Source organism: Streptomyces sp. SID486, assembly GCF_009865385.1.
In the GTDB taxonomy this organism is placed as follows: domain Bacteria; phylum Actinomycetota; class Actinomycetes; order Streptomycetales; family Streptomycetaceae; genus Streptomyces.
Genome location: NZ_WWJT01000027.1, coordinates 14735 through 32948 on the forward strand (window position 1 = coordinate 14735; position 18214 = coordinate 32948).

17 protein-coding genes and 3 pseudogenes are annotated in these 18214 nt (G+C 68.8%); 12 read left to right on the forward strand and 8 right to left on the reverse strand.

Features of this window, described 5'->3' with window-relative positions; genetic code table 11:
• The first annotated feature begins 90 nt into the window (after positions 1-90).
• Positions 91-660: a hypothetical protein gene (locus GT045_RS01155; protein WP_161333006.1), complete on the forward strand. Its 570-nt coding sequence runs from the start codon at positions 91-93 to the stop codon at positions 658-660.
• On the opposite strand, the gene GT045_RS01160 is transcribed toward GT045_RS01155, so the two are convergent.
• Positions 657-2078, reverse strand: coding sequence for a PQQ-binding-like beta-propeller repeat protein (locus GT045_RS01160; RefSeq protein ID WP_161333007.1), 1422 nt, complete (start codon positions 2076-2078; stop codon positions 657-659). The two genes, GT045_RS01155 and GT045_RS01160, sit on opposite strands and share 4 nt — an antisense overlap.
• Positions 2079-2232: 154 nt before the next feature.
• On the opposite strand from GT045_RS01160, the pseudogene GT045_RS39340 reads away from it, so the two are divergent.
• The 3 genes and pseudogenes from GT045_RS39340 to GT045_RS39345 all read left to right on the forward strand — a co-directional run.
• Positions 2233-2391 (forward strand): annotated as a pseudogene (locus GT045_RS39340) (IS110 family transposase); the annotation flags it as partial.
• A 48-nt stretch (positions 2392-2439) separates the two neighbouring features.
• Positions 2440-2707, forward strand: a pseudogene (locus GT045_RS01165) (class I SAM-dependent methyltransferase); the annotation flags it as partial.
• Between the two features lie 106 nt (positions 2708-2813).
• A complete protein-coding gene (locus GT045_RS39345; RefSeq protein ID WP_345942516.1) occupies positions 2814-3422 on the forward strand; it encodes a hypothetical protein in 609 nt (202 codons plus the stop codon).
• 246 nt (positions 3423-3668) lie between these two features.
• On the opposite strand, the gene GT045_RS01175 is transcribed toward GT045_RS39345, so the two are convergent.
• The gene (locus GT045_RS01175) at positions 3669-4634 is read right to left on the reverse strand and encodes a LysR family transcriptional regulator (protein WP_161333020.1); all 966 of its coding nucleotides are present in this window, start codon (positions 4632-4634) and stop codon (positions 3669-3671) included.
• A gap of 94 nt (positions 4635-4728) precedes the next feature.
• On the opposite strand from GT045_RS01175, the gene GT045_RS01180 reads away from it, so the two are divergent.
• Positions 4729-5886: a nuclear transport factor 2 family protein gene (locus GT045_RS01180; RefSeq protein ID WP_161333008.1), complete on the forward strand. Its 1158-nt coding sequence runs from the start codon at positions 4729-4731 to the stop codon at positions 5884-5886.
• Between the two features lie 144 nt (positions 5887-6030).
• A pseudogene (locus GT045_RS01185) lies at positions 6031-6869 on the forward strand (IS5 family transposase).
• Between the two features lie 150 nt (positions 6870-7019).
• Here GT045_RS01185 and GT045_RS01190 read toward each other — a convergent pair.
• Entirely contained in the window at positions 7020-7550 is a 531-nt protein-coding gene (locus GT045_RS01190; protein WP_161333009.1) for a hypothetical protein, read from the reverse strand.
• Between the two features lie 388 nt (positions 7551-7938).
• On the opposite strand from GT045_RS01190, the gene GT045_RS39350 reads away from it, so the two are divergent.
• Positions 7939-8064: a transposase gene (locus GT045_RS39350; protein WP_237538258.1), complete on the forward strand. Its 126-nt coding sequence runs from the start codon at positions 7939-7941 to the stop codon at positions 8062-8064.
• An 82-nt stretch (positions 8065-8146) separates the two neighbouring features.
• Here the strand turns inward: GT045_RS39350 and GT045_RS01200 are convergent, their stop codons facing one another.
• Positions 8147-8386 (reverse strand): hypothetical protein, encoded by a 240-nt coding sequence (locus tag GT045_RS01200; RefSeq protein WP_161333010.1) that lies wholly within the window; start codon positions 8384-8386, stop codon positions 8147-8149.
• Between the two features lie 50 nt (positions 8387-8436).
• Positions 8437-9009, reverse strand: coding sequence for a hypothetical protein (locus GT045_RS01205; RefSeq protein ID WP_161333011.1), 573 nt, complete (start codon positions 9007-9009; stop codon positions 8437-8439).
• A gap of 171 nt (positions 9010-9180) precedes the next feature.
• Between GT045_RS01205 and GT045_RS01210 the strand changes: the two genes are divergently transcribed.
• The gene (locus tag GT045_RS01210; protein ID WP_161333012.1) at positions 9181-9813 is read left to right on the forward strand and encodes a TetR/AcrR family transcriptional regulator; all 633 of its coding nucleotides are present in this window, start codon (positions 9181-9183) and stop codon (positions 9811-9813) included.
• A 303-nt stretch (positions 9814-10116) separates the two neighbouring features.
• On the opposite strand, the gene GT045_RS01215 is transcribed toward GT045_RS01210, so the two are convergent.
• Complete coding sequence (locus GT045_RS01215; protein ID WP_161333013.1) at positions 10117-10746, reverse strand: helix-turn-helix domain-containing protein; 630 nt, start codon at positions 10744-10746, stop codon at positions 10117-10119.
• 140 nt (positions 10747-10886) lie between these two features.
• Here GT045_RS01215 and GT045_RS01220 point away from each other — a divergent pair, with 140 nt between their 5' ends.
• The gene (locus GT045_RS01220; protein WP_161333014.1) at positions 10887-11873 is read left to right on the forward strand and encodes an alpha/beta hydrolase; all 987 of its coding nucleotides are present in this window, start codon (positions 10887-10889) and stop codon (positions 11871-11873) included.
• 1189 nt (positions 11874-13062) lie between these two features.
• Here GT045_RS01220 and GT045_RS01225 read toward each other — a convergent pair.
• Positions 13063-13842: an NAD(P)H-dependent oxidoreductase gene (locus tag GT045_RS01225; RefSeq protein ID WP_161333015.1), complete on the reverse strand. Its 780-nt coding sequence runs from the start codon at positions 13840-13842 to the stop codon at positions 13063-13065.
• Between the two features lie 138 nt (positions 13843-13980).
• Between GT045_RS01225 and GT045_RS01230 the strand changes: the two genes are divergently transcribed.
• The 3 genes from GT045_RS01230 to GT045_RS01235 all read left to right on the forward strand — a co-directional run bounded on the left by GT045_RS01230 (position 13981) and on the right by GT045_RS01235 (position 16384).
• Entirely contained in the window at positions 13981-14844 is an 864-nt protein-coding gene (locus GT045_RS01230) for a helix-turn-helix transcriptional regulator (protein WP_161333016.1), read from the forward strand.
• A 257-nt stretch (positions 14845-15101) separates the two neighbouring features.
• Positions 15102-15182, forward strand: coding sequence for a hypothetical protein (locus GT045_RS40630; RefSeq protein WP_345942517.1), 81 nt, complete (start codon positions 15102-15104; stop codon positions 15180-15182).
• 464 nt (positions 15183-15646) lie between these two features.
• Positions 15647-16384 (forward strand): dienelactone hydrolase family protein, encoded by a 738-nt coding sequence (locus GT045_RS01235; RefSeq protein WP_161333017.1) that lies wholly within the window; start codon positions 15647-15649, stop codon positions 16382-16384.
• A 609-nt stretch (positions 16385-16993) separates the two neighbouring features.
• Here GT045_RS01235 and GT045_RS01240 read toward each other — a convergent pair.
• Positions 16994-17908, reverse strand: coding sequence for a hypothetical protein (locus tag GT045_RS01240; protein WP_161333018.1), 915 nt, complete (start codon positions 17906-17908; stop codon positions 16994-16996).
• Between the last annotated feature and the right edge of the window lie 306 nt (positions 17909-18214).

Here is an 18214-nt window from a genome sequence, read left to right on the forward strand (position 1 = left end):
CTCCTCGGGAACCCCACATACCCTCTGCCGGACGATCGCGGTTCGATCCGGCACGAGCGCGTCTCCCACCTCACAGCGCCAGCGCTTCTCATGCATGCGGGCTCCCCGACAAGCGGCCGCCGACTGCGCTCGATCGCCCACCAGATCGGTCGGATACTCGGCGGTCACCACGGCACCTACGGCAACGCCCTGAACGCCCGCACCCTCACCGGCCCCGAAGACCAAGAGCCGCGCACAGGAGCGGTCGGCGGCGCCTGCCTCACCGCCACCAGGGTGATCGTCCTGGCGGACCGGCTCGCCTCCCGGATCGGATGGGTGTGCGCACGCCACTGGCAACGCAAGCACTCCCCGGACCCCCGCGACTGGAGAGCGCATGCCGCCCGCGCCCGGAGGGCAGCGCCGAAGGCCCTCGCCCAGGCTCAGCCCTCTGCCGCGGCCTGGAAGCTGGCTGAAACGTTCACCGATATGTTCCCGCTCATCAGCGATCCCTGCCCGCTTCAAGCCGACCTCGCCAAACGCCTCCCGGTCCTCGTCAACGGACCCGGCCTGGTCGTCATCACCGCCCCCACCGGCGACGGCACAACTGAAACGGCGTTGTTCGTCGACGCCCACCCGCGCTGTGCCGGCCGGCAGAACCCGAGCCGGTCGACGCGCCGCTAGCCCTGGACCGGGAAGACGAAGAAGCCCTTCTCCGTGCTGATGTAGCCGTACCCCGACTGCTGTGAGAAGAGCGGGATGTTCTCCTCGGGCAGGCTCTTGGCCAGCACCTTCTTGGTACGGCCGTCGACTGCGAGGACCACGCTCGGGCTGAAGCCGTCCGTCGTGGTGCCGTAGAGGATGCCGTTCGGGGAGAAGCGCAGCGGGTTCATCGCCTTCTCGCCCTCCTTCTGCGCCCAGACCTCCTTGCCGTCGGCGGGCTGCCACACGGCGGTGCCCTGTTCCGTGTGAGCAGCGGCCAGCGTGTGGTCAGGAGTGAAGACGGAGGAGCCCTCGGTGTTGACGGTGTCGGCGGGGCTGTCCTCGTACGAGTACTTCGAGGAGCCGCCGACCTGTTTGCCGCTCGTGATGTCGTACGTCGCCGTCACCCAGGTGTCGGGAGCGAGGGCGCCCGCACCCCAAGCGGTGAGGACACGGCCGTCGCGCACGTCGAGGACCCGGAGGGCACCGCTGGTGCGCTTCCCGTCCTCGTCCAGCTCCACGCCCGCCGGCGGGGTGACGTCCGCGGTGCTCCAAGCCTTCTTGCCGGTGGCCAGGTCCGTCATGACGAGTTGTTCGGGCTCGTCCTCGTAGGTGGAGGCGTTCTCCACGTGGAAGGCGTACTTGCCGGTGATCAAGGGCGCGTGTGCCTGGCCACCGTCGATCTCGTTGTTGCGCGGGTCGAAGGTGCACCTCGCCAGCTGTCCGGTGCAGGTGACCTTGCGGGCGGCGCCGCCGCCAACGGGCGTGAGCATCAGGCTCTCGTCGCCCTCCTGTTCGATGATGTACCCCTCGTGGAGGTCGAACTCGTCGCCCTCGATCGTGGCCTTCCCCAGTGGGGCGCCGTCACCGCCGTAGACGGTGACCTCGGTGGTGGTCTTCTCCTCGCTCAGACCGTCCGACTCCGTCGTGGCACCGGCGAACACTGCGACCGCCGGGACACCGTCGTGCCAGGTCGTGGCGGCCACGCGATCGGTCTTCACCTTCAGGGTCTTGCGCACCTGCCCGGTCTTCACATCCCGGAACTCCAAGGTGGCCGGTTCCGGGGCGTCGGTGAAGTGGAGGGTTCCCACCGAGCCGTCGACCGGCTCCCACGCGTACCCGTGACCGCTGGCGTACGTGCCCTGGGCATCCTTGACGAACAGAAGGGTGCCACCGAGGTCGATGGCGTCAGCGGGCGGCAGACTCCACGCGGGGCGGGCGGCGAGGCCGGGTATCGCGGGTCCGCTGTACGCGGGACCCTTGGGCGTCGTGCCGTCAGGGCCGGCCGAGTTGCCGTCCTTCGACCTGGGCGCGGAGTCGGAGTCGCCTGAGGAACCGCAGCCTGAGACCAACCCGAGCGCAAGGACGAGGCCGACGGCCGTCACTGTGTACTTGTTCATGTCCTCATGAGTTTCGTTCAGATGATCTTGAAATGCTGTGTGCAGCATAGGTGCCCGGTGGCACGTCTGCCGCGGTGCCGTCGTCCCGCACCCGCAGAACACGGACCGGGTGACGGTTCCGGCCGCGTCCGCGCTGGACTCCGTGACAGCTCGCAGCCTGCCCGGCACGGGGCCGCGGCTCGGTGCTGAGTCCATCGCTGCCACCGGCGGTGACCTGACGCCTTTCGGTACCGCCGACCGGACACCCGCTCCACGCGACTCCGGCCGTGTCAGCGGCAACATGCGCCGCCCCGACCGCTTCCGTCGCGGGCTTCCACCGACCTTCTGTCCGTCTTCGCCGGCCGGCCCAAGAGGACGGATTGGAGGGCCGGTCGCAGACATGGGATGCGGGACCGGACGGATCACAGCCCATCTGAGCAGGCTTGACGTAGACGCGTGTGGGATCGACCTGTCACCCGGGATGATCGAGGTAGCCCGGCGAGACCACACCGACCTTCGGTTCGAACCTGGGTTCTTGACAGACCTCGATCTCAGCGATGGGTCCGATGGCCGGCCTGGTCGCCTGGTACTCGCTGATCGACCTCCCGGACGACGAGATCTGTTCGACCTTCGCCCACTTCCGGCGAGTGCGTGAGGTAGGCGCTGACCACCTGCTCCCGTTCGAGCCGGGTCCGCTGTTCGAGCGCGCCCTCGGGGTCTTTTCGGTCGTGCAGCCGGGATGCTGCCTCCAGGAGCGTGGCCGCGAATCTGGAAGCCGAGGTGTGCCCGGGGCGGGGTGCCCGCCCGCGAAAACGGGTATCCGTCGGCTGTTCGGGCACACGAGACGTCATGCACGGACTACATGCGCGGCCCACCAGCAGCAGTCTCATCACCAAGGTCTCCACAGCCGAGACACCGCCGCCCCGTCACGACGGCGCCAAACACTCACACCGAGGCCGACGCACCGGCCGCCTGCGCCGCCGCGTCCTCGCCTACCGGGCAATCGATTTCCTGTCCACGCACATCCCGGACGACCCCGGCCCGGGCGACGAATGCCTGCTCCTCGTGCACATCCGCCAGGTCGTCGGCCAGTTCCGGTACCGGATCTGCACTGACTGCGCCCAGGGCGTCATCACCGCCATCGTCATCGACGAGCGCTTCCGCAGCACCGGCCTGGGCACGCGTGCGCTGTCACACCTACGGTCCCGCCACCCGGGACTGACCTGGCGCAGCACGCTGATCAAGCGCACCACCCGAGATCTCCTGCGCCGGATGCGCATTCTCACAACCACTTCTGCCACGCCCTGCCCCCACATTCATCAGACACCCTCTGCCCCGGCCGGCCCGGTACTCGCCAGCGGCTGACCTCAACGCTCAGCGGTCACAGCGCAGCTATCGGCGCAGCAGGTCATGGATGGTCTGTCGTCGTCGCGCCACTTGGTGAGCTGCTACATCGCGGCGCCGCGCGGCGGAGTCGGCATGGGTGAGGGTGGCAGGGAATCCGAGATGAAGGGGGCTACGTCAACGCGGCGATCAGCTGCCTTGGAGACCGCGCAAATAGGCTCGTGGCTCCGGCCCCTGCTACCGGGTTCGGGTCTGTCGTGGGGCGTTTCACTGGTGCCGTCGTGAAGTGCCAGGCGCAGCGTCATGGGCGTTCGATTCGGTCGGCTGGTGATCAACTTGGGCCGGATGGACCGAGGCGAAAGCTGTGGTGAGCTGGTCCAGCAGAGGTACTGCGCAGGGGTGGGGGTCGCGGCGTGGCGTGATCGCGTAAATCCCACGCGTGGGGGGCCCGACGAGGGGCGTGGTGGTGACGTCGGCCCGCAGCGCGCACGTCATCACCCCGGGTATCAGCGCGATGGCATGACCGGTAGCGACCAGGGCCAGCTTGCCGGGCAGATCGGCCGCGGTGAGGTCGATGCGGGCGTTGACTCCCGCACGGGCGGCGTGCTGGCGCAGGAGCGCCGCAGAGCCGTCGTTGTCCTCGACCCAGGTCTCGTCGGCCAGCGCCTGGATGCGCACCGGTCCGCACCCGGCCAGCGAATGGCCGGCGGGCAGTACGACGACCATCTCGTCCAGCCCGAGGAACCGCCGGTCGACCCGCGGGTCGGCGGCCAGCCCCGGCGGAGCGTCCGTGACGACGGCGATGTCGAGATCGCCCGCGATCACGCGGCCGTGCAACTGTGCGCTCAGGCCGGGGAGCAGGCTCCACCGGACCGGTCCGGCCTGCCTCAGCAGGCCCCGGAGAGCCTCAGGAACGATCCCCGCGGCGAGAGACGGCGTTGCTCCGATGGCCAGGGGCCGATCACACACCCCGTTGCAAACATCTCGTACCGCGCGAACGGTGCGGTCGGCCTCGTTGAGCGTGGCGAGGGCATGGCGCCGGAATACCTCACCGGCCGGCGTCGGACGCACACCCCGCGCATGGCGCTCCACTAGAGGCACGCCGAGCTGCCGCTCCAGCCCGGCGATCTGCCGGGAGACGGCGGATTGCGTGTGATTCAGCTCGGCCGCCGCCGCTGACAGCGATCCGACCCGGCACACGGTCACGAAAGCCCGCCACACAGTCAAGTCCACGACGGCAGTATGGCAGTCGGTATGCGGACCCCGCAGGGCAGCCTTGCGAAATCTGCGCTTGTCGCATCTATCGAGGTGCACCAATGTGGCGCGCATGACCACACCACACACGACTGCCGTCCTCGGTCTGGGGCGCATGGGTGGCGCGATCGCGACGCGCCTGGCTGCCCAGGGCTGGGACGTCGTCGGCTGGACACGCTCAGGGCGCGCGTCAGGCACTGTGAAGATGACCGGCGACCCGAACGAGGCTGTGGCCCAGGCGGACCTTGTCCTCCTGGCACTGTTCGACGGCCCGGCCTGTCAGAAGGTCCTCGACGATGTCCGTGACTCGCTGCGAACGGACACGATCGTGCTCAACACCAGCACCATCGCCCCCGCCGAAGCAACGAGGCTGGCCCGGCAGCTTGGCCCGTCCTACGTCCACGCGCCTCTTCTCGGCTCGGTGCCGGCCGCTGCTGCCGGCGCCCTGCAGATCATCGCCGCTGCCGACCAGGAGGCACTTGACCGAGTTCGACCGGTTCTGGAAACGCTGGGCACCGTCCGGCACGTGGACGACGCCTCCATCGCCGCCGCGCTTAAACTGATCGCCAACAACAGCCTCGCCGGGGCCGTCCTCGCGCTGCGCGACTCACTGCGGCAAGCCGACGCCCTCGGTCTGCCCCGTACCCAAACGCTGGACGTCCTCGAACTCGGCCAGCTCGGCGGGCTCGTGGCCCGCAAGCGACCCTTCCTCCTCGGTGAGCCAACCTCTGCCACGGCCGAATTCACGATCGGTGCGCTGGCCAAGGACATGGCTCTGCTGGCCACCGCGTCGGATACCCCCTTGCGCAGCGCGGCTGGCCTGGCCGACACCCCTACTGCCCTTGAGGCCGATATCGCTCTTGCCGCCACGGTCCCCGCCGTGCAGGACGCCGTACTCGAACCGCTTCGCGCCTACATCCGCGGACACGCCACCGGCGACCCCTCCCACTTCCGCGACGCGTTCCTTCCCACCGGCCACATCGAAGGGATCCGAGACGGCGCATTCGTCTCCTGGCGCCTGGATGAGTACTGCACCCTCTTCCAGGGCCGGCCGGCCCCGGACGAACCGACCCGCACCCGCCGCATCGACGCCATCGATGTCCACGCGACCGTCGCGACCGCCACCATGACGCTCTCGCACGGGGCAGACACGTTCACCGACATCTTCCTCCTGGTCCTCGCCGACGGCAGCTGGCGCATCGCCAACAAGGCGTATCACCGCCATGACTGAGAACGGGAACCGATCCATGTCCTCGGGGAACGATCCCTACCCACATGGGGAACGATCTTCAGAGTCTCTTGTCGCCGCACGTCAGCCCCACCCGTGAACACCCAGTTCACCCCACACCAACCATCAGATCGCCGAGGGACAACTGTGCCCGCTTTGCCACGATGGCTGACCGAACCGCTGTGGAACCAGTTCACCGTGCTGCTGCCCGGGCGGCCGTGCTACCACCCGAACCATCCGCTGGGCTGCCATCGCAGATCAGCGACCGGATCGTCTTCGACAAGTTGCTGCAAGTCCTGCGGTTCGGCTGCTCCTACGAGGCGATAGCCGACAGCACCAGCTCAGCCAGCACGATCCGCGACCACCGCGACGAATGGATCCACCTCGGAATCTTCAGCAAGCTCAAGCGGATCGCACTGGACGCCTACGACCGCATCGTCGGCCTGGAACTGGACAGGATCGCCATCGACGGCGCGATCACCAAAGCCCCCGGAGGCGGCGAAGCCGTCGGCCGTCCCCCAGTGGACCGTGGCAAACAGGGCCTGAAACGCTCCGGCATGACCGACAGTTACGAAATCCCCCTCGGTCGAGTCCCGGCCGGAGCGAACCATCACGACTCCCCACTAATGGCACCGACCCTCGACCGACTCTACGAACTCGGCCCGCTCCCGACTGGCATCACCGCGCACCTGGATGCCGGATACGACTCGGACATCACCCGCGCTCTGCTCGACGCACGTGGCCTGCAAGGACAGATCGCCCACAAGGGCGAGAAAGCTCCCGTCCAGGCCACCGGACGCCGGCAGGTCGAGCGAGCCCACGCCTGGCAAAACGCCTTCCGTCGTCTGGCCCGCTGCTACGAACGGCGAACCACAGTGATCGACGCGTTCTTCGACCTCACCGACATCACAATCACCATTCGTAGCCTCATCCGCCGAGCATGGATGACGCACCGCTGGGACGACCGCCCCACCCGATGCCCATGAACACTCACCAATTTGCGCGGCCTGTTAGAAGCCGTAGCTCAACTGATCTTGGAACGTGCAGGTCGAACAGCGGCGCTGGTTGAGTGATCTTCCGGCGGTGAGCAAGGCCGTCCTCACCCTGGAGAAACACTGATGAAGAGGCTCATTGTGCTATTCAGCCTCGCCGGCGCCGTCGCCCTGGTCCACGAAGGCGACGCCACGCCAGGGCGACGGGCCGCCGAGTGTCTGGGTGAGACGTTCCTGCGAGGGATGGAGTGAGCGTCGGGCTGCATTGACGAACTTCAAGTGCCCCTTGTCCAAGGCGGTGTGGATCGGTCGGAGCTCCTCAAGGTCCGCTGGCTGACGATCGTGGAAGAGGATGGTGAAATCCTCGATGACATCGCAGAGCTGGAGAGCTGCTGCGGCCGCCTCGGGCTTCGCCACCAAGCTCAGCGACTGGATCGAGGCATTGAACGGTCCCCATGCGACTGCAGGTCTGCGCCGTTCGAGGAACGCCTCACGCAGCTCCATCTCGACGGCGCCGAAAGCCTGCAGGAACCTCTCGTAGGCGGACGACTGTGTCTCCTGGAGCCACTTTCGATTCTCGCTACGCCGCCCAACGACCCCGCCTGCGACGACGCCCACGATGGTGGCCGTGACACCGCCTACGGTGGATATCAAGAGCTCCCATGGAACAGCCATTTCGAATCCCCTGGGTGGTTGTCAGAAGCCGTCGCAACCGACCGTGGAACGTGTGGGTCGAACAGGGTCTTGGTTGCATGCACTTCCGGCGGTAGGTGAATGGAGGCAGGGCCTCCCGGTAGCTGTGGGGTGCGACCCCGTTCCGAGCGGTTCCCGGAGGCCCTGTTGTCGTTGATGTACGCGCCCGATCCCGTCCGCTTCAACTCGCGTTCCGTGGCGTGCGATTGTCTCGCGCACGTGGACGGCGACGCGGCCGATCAGCCGATCGGGTGCGCCGATATCCGTCGGACATGGCGGATGCGGAGTGGGCGGCCATCCGGCCGTTGCTGTCGGTGCCGGAATGGCTCCAGGGCGGGGCGGACAGCCCGAGGGCTACTGCCACCGCCAGATGCTGGATGCAATCCGCTACCTGGTCGCGGGCGGGATCTCCTGGCGGGCGATGCCCACAGACTTCCCCGATTGGAGCCGGGTCTACGCCTTCTTCCGCCGCTGGCCAGTTCAGGGCGGTAGTTGATCAGCTTGGTGCTCGTCGGCCGTCGATGGGTCAGCCTTCCGCGTGATCCCGCTCTGAGCCGGGACACCTGTCCGACGCCTGTTCAGCGGGAGACGAAGCCGTCGCGGCGGCGCAGAGCCGCGGTCGAGTCCAGGGCGTCGGTCACCGCTTCGCGCGCGCCGGGCAGCCGGCAGGCTGCTCGTAGGGCCGCCGTGCTGCGCAGCAGCGCCTTGGTGGGGATGCAGGCCCAGTAGGAGCATTCACCCCCGCCGCGGTCCTGCTCGATAACGGCCGTGCTGAGCCCGGGGTGGGCCAGTCGGTCGGCGTCGTACTTCCCGACCAATGACCATGACGGCCAACAGGCTGTCGACACTGGTGGTGTGGTCGGTCATGTCAGTCGCTCCCACCGGTGCTCCGGCTGGCGTTGTGTCCGAGGCGCAGCGCAGAGACGAGGAAGAAGATGCCGCCAAGCAGGGCGTAGCCGGCCAGATTGCTCAGCGAGGAGTGAGGGGCAGCGGCCTGCCGGAGGAACGAGATCCCGGCGAGCGCGGAGATGCTGCCGCTGGCGATCATCGCCCACTGCCCTCCGAGGTCGCGTCGCCGCAGAGCGACGATGAGCTGGACGAGGCCCGCTACGACGGCCCAGATCCCCCACACGCGCAGGACCCCCGGAATGCCGGAGGTGGCCGCGAAGACCAGTCCGACGGCGGCGAACACACTGATCGCGATGTTGACGTAGAGACCAGGAGCGGACCGGCTCGCTCGGGAGGAGCGGGCATCGACGACGGCGGCGCCCACGTCGAACAGCGGGTAGATCACGAGAAGGGGCGCACTCACCGGCCCGATGCTCGACGCGGTCAGGAAGAGCACGACGGCCCAGATCAGAGCGAACCCGAAACGAACGAGGTAGAGCCGACGAAGCGCTGTCGCGACGGCGGCAGGGGCAGGGGCAGTAGTCGTGGTCATGACTCTTCCTTTCCGAGGAAAGCCGTAGGGTCCGGTCTCTGCCGACGTGGAACGGGCAACGGCATGGCCACCGGACTCCTGGTAGAAAGACCGTTCTCTCTTGCAGTGTGGAGCCTGACACGGCTCCTCGGCGATGGCAAGACCGATCGTTCTTTCTGCTACGGTGGTGTGATGGCCACCCGGACACGTCCCGCGCCCGACAACCCGAACGGCAGCTCATCGGGAGAGCCGGTCCGCTCCGAGGCGCGAGAGCGGCTGCTGTCCACGGCCAGCGGGCTGTTCTACCGCGAAGGCATCAGGGCGGTCGGAGTCGAGCGGATCCTCGCCGAGGCGCCGGCGACGCGGGCGACGTTCTACCGGCACTTCCCCTCGAAAGAAGACCTCGTGGTCGCCTACCTGCGCGGCGTCGACACCGACACGCGGGCCGGCGTGCAGGCCGCCATCGAGGCCGCGCCGTGCCCGGCCGACGCACTGCGCGCGATCGGGACCGCCGTCGCCGACAGCCTGGCCTCGCCGGAGTTCCGCGGCTGCGCGTTCCTCAAGGCCGCCGCCGAGTACCCCGACCCCGAAGACCGGGTGCGCCAGGTGATCCTCGATCACCGAGCCTGGTACACGACCACGCTCACCGGACTCTTCGCGCAGGTCTTCGGGAACTCACCGCGTCGCGGCAAACCAGAACACGCCGCCCGGCACTTCGTCATGATGCGCGACGGCGCCATGAGCGGCGCCCACCTCGACGGCGTCGACAGCGTCGGCGCCGCGTTCCGCCGCGGCGTCGAGGGCCTGCTCACCGTCCTTCACTGAGCACCCGCACATCATCGGGCCACGAAGCGACGCACAGCGACTTCGCCGCCGGGGTGGGTAGCGCCCCATCCCGGGGCGCATCGGCATCGTGATGTCACGCAACGAAACGCACGGTCGAACACATCAACAGCGGATGAGCACCAACGCGGCCAACCACCGCACTCAACTGGCCAACTGAAGTGCTCAGTCACAAGCTAGCCGAAGCCCGGTAGTTGTCACCGGCAGAGCCGGATGACGTGGCGAATGAGACCGAATGACGCGGCGTGGGTGTCACCGATGAGGCACGCGGCTTGTCACACGCGCTCATTCAGCAGCCTCTCTCTCACCAGTCCTGCGACCAGAAGTTGAAGGCGTGCGCTGTCGTAGACGTTCTCCCTGCGGCCCGAACACGATCAGATACTCGACCGGTCCGTCGGATCCGGCGTTCGCGACTCCGTGGGGGATGCGGGTGTCGAACTCGGCGGTGTCCCCGGCAACCAGGACGAGGTCCTGGTCACCGAGTGCGAGCCGCAGCCGCCCGTACAGAACGCACAGCCACTCGTAGCCCTCGTGGGAGACCCGGCGTGGCCGCGAAGGCGGCCCTTCCATGGCGGGCAGGACATGCTTGTGGGCGTGCACGCCACCGACGTACCGGGTGAGCGGCAGCACCACCTTGCTGTCGCCGAAGCTCAAGGGCGCCGTGGCCCGCGGCTCGGCCGCTGGGATGCGGGCGGCACCGGCCAGCTCGTCCAGAGAGACGCCGTACTCCTTCGCCAGCCGCAGCACCACCTCCAGGGTGGGCTTGCGCCGGCTGGTCTCGATCCGCGACAACGTGCTCGGTGAGATCCCGGTCGCACAGCTGATGCCGGCGAGCGTGGCGCCGTGCTGCTCGCGCGCGGCTCGCAGCCGGGGCCCCATCGCCGCCAGCGTGCCGTCCACCTCGTCGACTGCCACCGTGACCGTCCCTTCCGACCGCGCCGCTCCACCGTCCGTCCTGCGAGTTTGCCAGATTGGCAAGGCCGGTCGCGTCGGGTGGGCGTCGCGCCGCATGATCGATGGGTAGCCGCCTCCGCCCGCGATCCGAGGAGAAGCCCATGCAGTCCGAGCCGACCGCCGAGCTCCGCCACCGCACCGTCGAGGCCCCGGCCGGACGCCTGCACCTGGTCGAGCAGGGCACCGGCCCACTGGTCCTGCTCGTGCACGGCTTCCCCGAGTCCTGGTACTCCTGGCGCCGCCAACTCCCGGCCCTCGCCGCGGCCGGCCACCGCGCGGTAGCGGTCGACGTGCGCGGCTACGGCCGCTCCTCCAAGCCGGAGGCGACCGACGCCTACCGGATGCTCGACCTGGTGGAGGACAACGTCGCCGTCGTGCGCGCCCTCGGCGAGGAGAACGCGGTGGTCGTCGGCCACGACTGGGGCTCCACCATCGCCGCCACCTCAGCCCTGCTGCACCCCGAGGTCTTCCACGCCGTCGGCCTGCTGAGCGTCCCCTACGCGCCGCCCGGCGGCCCCCGCCCCACCGATGTCTTCCGCCAGATCGGTGGCGGCGAGCAGGAGTTCTACGTCTCCTACTTTCAGGAGGCCGGCCGCGCCGAGGCGGAGATCGAGCCCGACGTGCGGGGCTGGCTCGCGGGCTTCTATTCGGCCTTGTCCGCCGACACCATGCCCGCCCAGGGTGAGCCCGACCCGCACTTCGTCGCCTCCGGCGGCCGGCTGCGCGACCGCTTCCCCAAGGGGGCCCTCCCGGCCTGGCTGAGCGAAGACGACCTCGACGTCTACGCCGGGGAGTTCGAGCGCACAGGGATGACCGGCGCACTCAACCGCTACCGCAGCATGGACCGGGACTGGGAAGACCTCGCCCCGCACCGGGGAGCCCCGATCAAGCAACCGTCCCTGTTCATCGGCGGCGCCCTGGACGCCTCCACCACCTGGATGTCCGACGCCATCGACGCCTACCCCGCCGCCCTCCCCAACCTGTCGGCCTCCCACATCCTGGAAGGCTGCGGCCACTGGATCCAGCAGGAACGCCCCGACGAGGTCAACAGCCTGCTGACCGACTGGCTCGCCACCCTCCAGGGCTGAACCAGGCAGGCTGCCTGCGGCTGTCAGCACTCCCCCGGAACGCGCGTACTCCGCCACGCCGGTGGCACAAGCCTGTCCATGTGACGACTACCGTGCTTCGGTTCACCTCCATGCCTGCCTCGGCGACAGAACTGGCGGGGCCACAGGTCGAAGGTGATCTGTTCGACGTCGGTGAACTCCACCATCAGACCAGCCGCACGACCCCCGCTGTCGCGGAAGTAGACCTCCCCCAGCGCGTCCGCGGTGATGGCCCGCAACCGGCCCTCGACGGCGCCGGCCGCCCGGGGCGTCGAGCAGCCGGGCCTCGTGGTGCGGCGGCACGGCGAGGGTGAGGTGGCGCAGGCGGGCATCGTCGGTGGTGCCCGGTGCCGCGGTGAACCCGGACCGGTGTCGATGACCAGGCCGGTGCTGGCGGCCGCCCGGAGGCGGGCCTGCTCACGGATCCGGGGCTGCCAGCGTGCACGGACCGCGTCGGCCAGGCACCGGCCTGCGCCCTCGGCTCTCGGTGGCGTCGTCCCGGTCGATCACGACCATCAGCCGCGGCACACCGTCGAGGTCGCCATCGAGGGCGCCGCGGCGCTCCAACTCGGAACCGAGGCCGACCAGGGCGTCGTGCGAGGATTCAACGACGTCAGTCCGCGCCGGGGCCGGCTTGGGAGGCTCCTGGGCCTCGCTGGTGTGATCACCGGCCCGTGCTGCGGCTCGTTGGGCTGGGCATGAACCGATTGAACGTCGCCGCTGTCCTTCTGGGCGCCCTGTCCCTGTCTGCATGCCCGCCGGGACGGCCGCTGCCCCCGTCCCGACGCCGCCCAGCGGCTGCGCCTCCACCACGGGCTACTCCAAGGACGCCGCGTACAGCGGGGAACTGCCCCTGCTTTACGGCGAATAAGACGTACTCCCCTCCGAGGGGTGCGAGTGGATGTCTCCGGCTGTCTCGGTGGACGCACACTGCATCGAGGACCTGGCCGCTGTCCGCATTGCGGTTCACGTATGCGTGACCGTCCCGCGTGGGGAGCAGCGGCACCCGAGACCGAAAACCTGGGAACTGAGCCACACGATCGCCCCCAAGAAGGCCGAGCTGACGAGTTGCCCCGCGACTGGTCTGCAGGCGTGCTGGCCTGGAGGGTCCGGCTGGTGGGTGATGCAGCAGGCCCTGGGGCGGGCGAGCACGCGCCACGAGGGCACCCCGTCAGCCGCGCACGTGCAGCCCGAAACCCGTGCGGCCCGCCGGCTCCAGCCCCTCCTTCAGGTGCAGCGAAGGGATCTCGTAGTCACCGAAGTTCTGCCGCCGGAAAGCGATCGGCTCGGTCGACTCCAGGGTGAGCAGGCGCTGCTCCCAGGCCTTGGCGACGTCCGGGTACTCCACGCTGGTCATCCGGTCGGTGCCGTACAGCACGAACGGCGGCAGTACCTCGATGCCCGGGTAGTAGAGGATGCCGTGGTGGATCGGGAACAGCAGATCGTCGATGGGGCCGTTGATCCCGCGAGCGGCGTAGTGCGACTCCGGGCCGCCGGCGGTCACCGACAGCAGAGCCTTCCTGCCGGCGAGGGTGCCTTCGCCGAAGCGCTCGCCGTACCTGGTGTCGCTGTGCTCGCCGACGCCGTACGCAAAGTGGTAGGTGAACACCCGGTCCACCCAGCCTTTGAGGATCGCGGGCATCGTGTACCACCACAGCGGGAACTGGAAGATGATCGTGTCAGCCCACAGCAGCTTCTCCTGCTCTGCGAGGACGTCCGGGGTGAGCGTGCCGGCGTCGAAGGCCCGGCCCGAGTCCAGGGCAACCTTCAGCGGAGTCGAGGCGTGGGGGCCGTAGTCCGCGGCGTCCACGACCGCCTTCCAGCTCATCGCGTAAAGATCGCTCACCCGTACCTCGTGCCCGGCGTTCTCCAAGGTGGACACCGCGAGGTCCTTCAGCGAGCTGTTGAGCGACTTCGGCTCCGGGTGGGCGTAGACGATCAGCGTCTTCATGAGAACTCCTTCGGATCGGATGCCTCCGATCCTGGGCGCCCCGGTGCCCGGCGTTCAGGGACGCCTCGTCCATCGGACGGGACTTCCTGGTACTGGCAGGACCACCTGCACGGGCACCACCGAGGCCATACTGGGGACATGGACGATCTTGCGGGCTTCCTGCGGACGCGGCGTTCCCGGGTGGACCCGGCGGTCGTGGGCATCCCCACCGACAGCCGCCGCCGGGTCGAAGGGCTGCGCCGCGAAGAGGTCGCGCACCTGTCCGGAGTCAGCGTCGACTACTACGTACGCCTGGAGCAGGGCCGGGCGACCCAGCCCTCCGAGCAGGTCCTTGACGCGCTCGCCCGCGTCCTCGGTCTAGACGAGACCGAACGCGGGCACCTCTTCCGGCTCGCCCGGCAGCGCCGCCGCCACGCGAAGGCGCCGGCCGGACGGGTCCGGCCGGAACTGCTGCGGGTCCTCGCCCTGGTCGCCGACGCACCCGCGCTGATCATGGACCACCGCCTGGACGTGCTCGCCGGGAACCACCTCGCCAGGCTCCTCTTCGGCCGGCCGATGCCGGGCCTGAACACCGCCCGGCACATCTTTCTTGAGGAGGCCGAGCGCGGCCTTTACGCGGACTGGGAGAACTGCACCCTCGACGTGGTCGGGCATCTGCGCCTGGCCGCCGGCAAATACCCCGAGGACCCCCGCCTGGCCTCGCTCATCGGCGAACTGGCGATGGGTAGCGAGCGCTTCCGCCGCCTCTGGGCCCGCGCAGACGTGCGCGCCCGCACCCATGGACGCAAGGCGTACCGCCACCCGCTGGTCGGACTGCTGGAACTGCACCAGGAGAACTTCGCACTACCGAATGAACCGGGTATGGAGCTGCTGGTCCTGTCCGCAGCTCCCGGCAGCCCCACCGAGGACGGACTGCGCCTGCTCGTGAGCCTGGGCGCGGACAGCGATGACGCGCATCCCACAGTGAACACTGAGATCCGCCGCCAACGGGCCGGCTCGTGATTGATCTTGATCACCGGTGGGGACATGGCGAAGGTCGCGCGAGTCGATTCGGGTGTGCTGACGAGTCCGGCCCGTGGGGCCACGTCCCATTCCGCCTTCTGTGACCTGTCGGAGGAGCACCTGGGTGAGTCGCCGCGCGCCGGGAAGCGCGGTGTGGACGCGGGCGTCATGAGCAGCGTCACGGTTCCCGGAAACGGGATGCGGGGGCCGGACCGAAGTACGAGCTGGTCTTCGTCGACCGGCTGCTGGTGACGCTGGTGCATCTGCGGACCGGGCTCACTCATGCCGCCCTCGATGTGATCTACCAAGTGGGCTCGTCCACGCCGAGCGATCAGTGAGAGCCGTCCGCTGCTTGACGAGCGCGGGTTCGCCATCCCGGAGCGGCCCGGGCTGCGGCTGCGCAACGCCCCGCACCTGCTGATGCCGAACCCATCCGCCGGCGGGCGGTGGCCGGCCGCGCCGTTCCTCAAGCACGTCGTCCGCGCGTCGGCCGTCAGAGCACCACGATGGGCTGGTGGTCTTGGGCTTACAGCCGGTGGCTGAGGGCTCTGCTGGGGTGACAGCCCATCCGGAATCCGGGCGGAAACACGGAACACGACGGCGTCATCGTGCTCGGCGGGTTCCTCCAGGGACTCGCCGGCCTCGAGGACGCAAGTGCCCTTGCTGCTGGCCACCTTCGCGCCGTCTGGGGCTTGTTGACCCAGGAAGACACGTTCCTCGTCATGCTGCCGCCTCCGCGGGTGTTCTGCCGGCGGCAGAACACCGGCCGGGCCGGGCTCGACGATCACTACAGTCCAGTCTCATGACGGCGATTACGACGCGTACGGTCGAGTACCCGGCGGACGGTCTGACGATGGTCGGGCACCTCGCGCTCCCGGCCGGTATCGACCCCCGGCCCGCGGTGTTGCTCGGACCAGAGGGCATGGGGCTCAGCGACGTCGAACGCCGCCGGGCCGATGCTCTCGCCGAACTGGGCTATGTAGCGCTGGCCTTCGACCTTCACGGTGGGCGCTATTTGGGCGACCCGGAGGAGATGCGGGCCCGTTGCCTGCCACTGCTCGCTGATCCCGACCGGATGCGGGGCATCGGCCATGCGGCGCTCGACGTGTTGCGCACCGAACCACGGGCTGACCCCGACCGGATCGCCGCCGTCGGTTACGGCACCGGGGGCGCCGTCGGGCTGGAACTCGGGCGCGACGGCGTCAACCTGCGCGCGATCGGGACAGTCAACGCACTGACCACGGGCCGACCGGGCGAGGCAGCGCGCATTCGCTGCCCCGTGTGGGCCGGGGTCGGGTCGGAAGACCCGATCATGCCGCCCGCGCAACGGAACGCGTTCACCGCCGAGATGCAGGCCGCGGGTGTCGACTGGCGCCTCACGGTCTACGGCGGCGCCCTACACGCCTTCCACCACCCGCCGGTCGACCATCCCACGGTCCCCGGCGTCGGCTACCACCCACAGCACGCGCGGCGAGCCTGGCGCGACGTCGTCGGCCTGCTCGCCGAGTGCCTGCCCGTGACGGAGGGATCTGAGGCATGACCATGCCCAGACAAGCAGCGGGCCGCCAGATCATCCTGGACGAGCCACTGTCCTTCGGCGACAGCCCGTCTATAGCGGACGCCAGTCGGTGCAGGAGCGCCGGGCTTCGGCGAGGGGGACCGTGTGGTCGATGGTGGCCTTGGTGACGTCGGTGACGGTGATGTCGTCGTAGATGGAGTACCGGGAGGCGGATGTCGGCTGGCAGCTGCCGGGCTGGTCCTGGACGTTCTTGCCTCGCGGGCCAGGGCCGTCTGGCGGGTGGTACAGCCGCCGGGCTGGCTGGACCAGATGTCGAACTTGTCGCGGGCGTAACCGTCCCTCGGATGAGGGGCGGTGGCCGCGCTGGTGCCCGCCGGCTGGAGCCCTTTCTTAACGCCGCGCACGCGCCGGCGCACACGGCGCCGCATCACCCCGTCGCCTCCAGCTTCACGGGAGGGCGCGGCGGAGTTACCCGGCCAGCTCCGGGCCAGGGCATCGACGCGACCAACGCAAGGGTTGTCGTCATGACACGCCCTCGTCCGGGCGGATCACTGGGCGCCGGACGGGCTCGCGGCGAGGTCCTAGAGCCGAGAGCGAGTCACCGGCCCCGGCACGTGCTGTGGCACCGGATCAGTAGTGCTCTTCCCTGTAGATGCCGTCGGCGCCAATGTCACGGTTCCAGTCACTGAAGCTCGTGTTCGCCAACTCCATATTGATCACGAACGATCCGGCTGCGGCGAGCGTAATCCTGAACGCTTCGTCGCCTTCGTCGCTTTCGTCGTCTTCGTCGTCTTCGTCGTCTTCGTCGTCTTCGTCGGGCAGATTGTTCACGGCAAGCAGCGTGAGCTCTGCGGAGGCCAGGGCCCGTTCGTCGGCAATGAGGACGAGGGTACTGTCGGGCCGGCCCCCGTCGTCGCGCCCGATCCGCATCTGGATCTGGTCTGCCGTGAAGCCCGCATAGGCGTGGTTATCGATGACGGTGACCGATTCGTACCGCTCCGGATCCTCTTCGAGGACCTGGAGCAGGCGCGCCCACGCCTCTGGTCGCTCGAAGGACGTCCGCACCAGGAGCGGACCGGCGGCCTCCTCGATCGTAAAGGGGGGCGGCTCGGGCGGGGTCTTCGTACGCTCGCCTGGGATGACCTGGATGAGGAAGCGAGGCTTCTTGTCGTCCGACGACCGGTCTTTGGCGTGGACGCGGATCAGGTAGGGGCCGACTCCTGCGGTGGCCAGATTCTCTCTGCGTACAGGCTCGTATCCGCTGTCGCACAGGGCGAGGAAGCCGGTCGTGGAGATCACGGTGATCTCTTCGACTTCGTCCCAGCCCTCCTCTGATCCCGGGTCGTCTCCGGCATAGAGGGTGACGATGGGGTTCTCCAGGGCGCTTCCCGCGTCGATGTGCAGCCAGTCTTTCTCGGCTGCCAGGAAGCCGCGTCGGCGCGGCGGCTTGCCGGCGTGAGGGTCCATGATGGCCAGGTCCCCCCACTCCTTCATCTTCAACGGCCGGGTGCGTCCCTGGAGGGCCGGCCAGTTGGAACGCTGCATGGGGAACCCCCATCGTGCTTGCGGTGCCTGCCGGTTACGTCTGTGACGGCCAGTGTGACAGGCGTATTGGGTGCCTACTTGATGCGGACGCAGAGCCGTCGCCGTTGAGGAGGCGCTGCATCTTGTAGAAGCCGCCGAGGCGGGCGTCGGCGGTGCGGTGGTGCAAGCACGGCATACAGCCAGCCTCGGGCGCCACCTATCGTGATCGCCTGTACGGGCCCGGGCAGGCCGCTCAGCAGGTCCGGCGCGAGGAACGAGGGCATGCAGCGGCCCCGCAGACAGGAGGAGCAGGGTTCCACTGCTGGG